This window comes from Bacillus sp. SIMBA_026 (assembly GCF_046535335.1).
In the GTDB taxonomy this organism is placed as follows: Bacteria; Bacillota; Bacilli; order Bacillales; family Bacillaceae; genus Bacillus; species Bacillus velezensis.
This window is the reverse complement of the sequence record NZ_JAWRWX010000048.1, coordinates 1-374: the sequence shown is the minus strand read 5'-3', so window position 1 is coordinate 374 and position 374 is coordinate 1. Positions and strand designations below refer to the sequence as shown.

At 61.5% G+C, this 374-nt stretch carries 1 protein-coding gene; it reads right to left on the bottom strand.

Going from position 1 to position 374, the window contains the following annotated elements; all coding sequences use genetic code 11:
- Window positions 1–374, bottom strand: a 374-nt coding sequence (locus tag SB847_RS20605; RefSeq protein ID WP_410578423.1) for a GNAT family N-acetyltransferase, incomplete at both ends; no start/stop codon positions are given.

Below are 374 nucleotides of genomic sequence, written 5' to 3'. Positions count from 1 at the left end.
CCGCCGCCCACGCAGATAGCTCCTGGTAGAACTGCGTCGTGGAGGGTCGCGACAGGATGGCAGTTGCTTCGTTTCCCTTCCACCCTGCCGCTTCCAAGGTGAGTGCTTGGGCGAGTAGATTCTGCAGATCTTCCTTGCCGTCATGGACCGAGGACGAGATCTCTCCGAGTTGAGCCAGCTTGCGGCGCCTACGCGCCATATCCTGACGACGCGATCGCCCCAGCACCGCGTTCCGGACTGTCTCCCAGGGCTGGCTCACGTCAACGTAGGTCGATCGTCGGATGACATCCCGGCTTACCCGGTAGTCCTGCTCCGCAGCTGCTTCAACGATGGCTTGTTCCGTTGCGCCCACTGGGATAAACCGCATATCCACG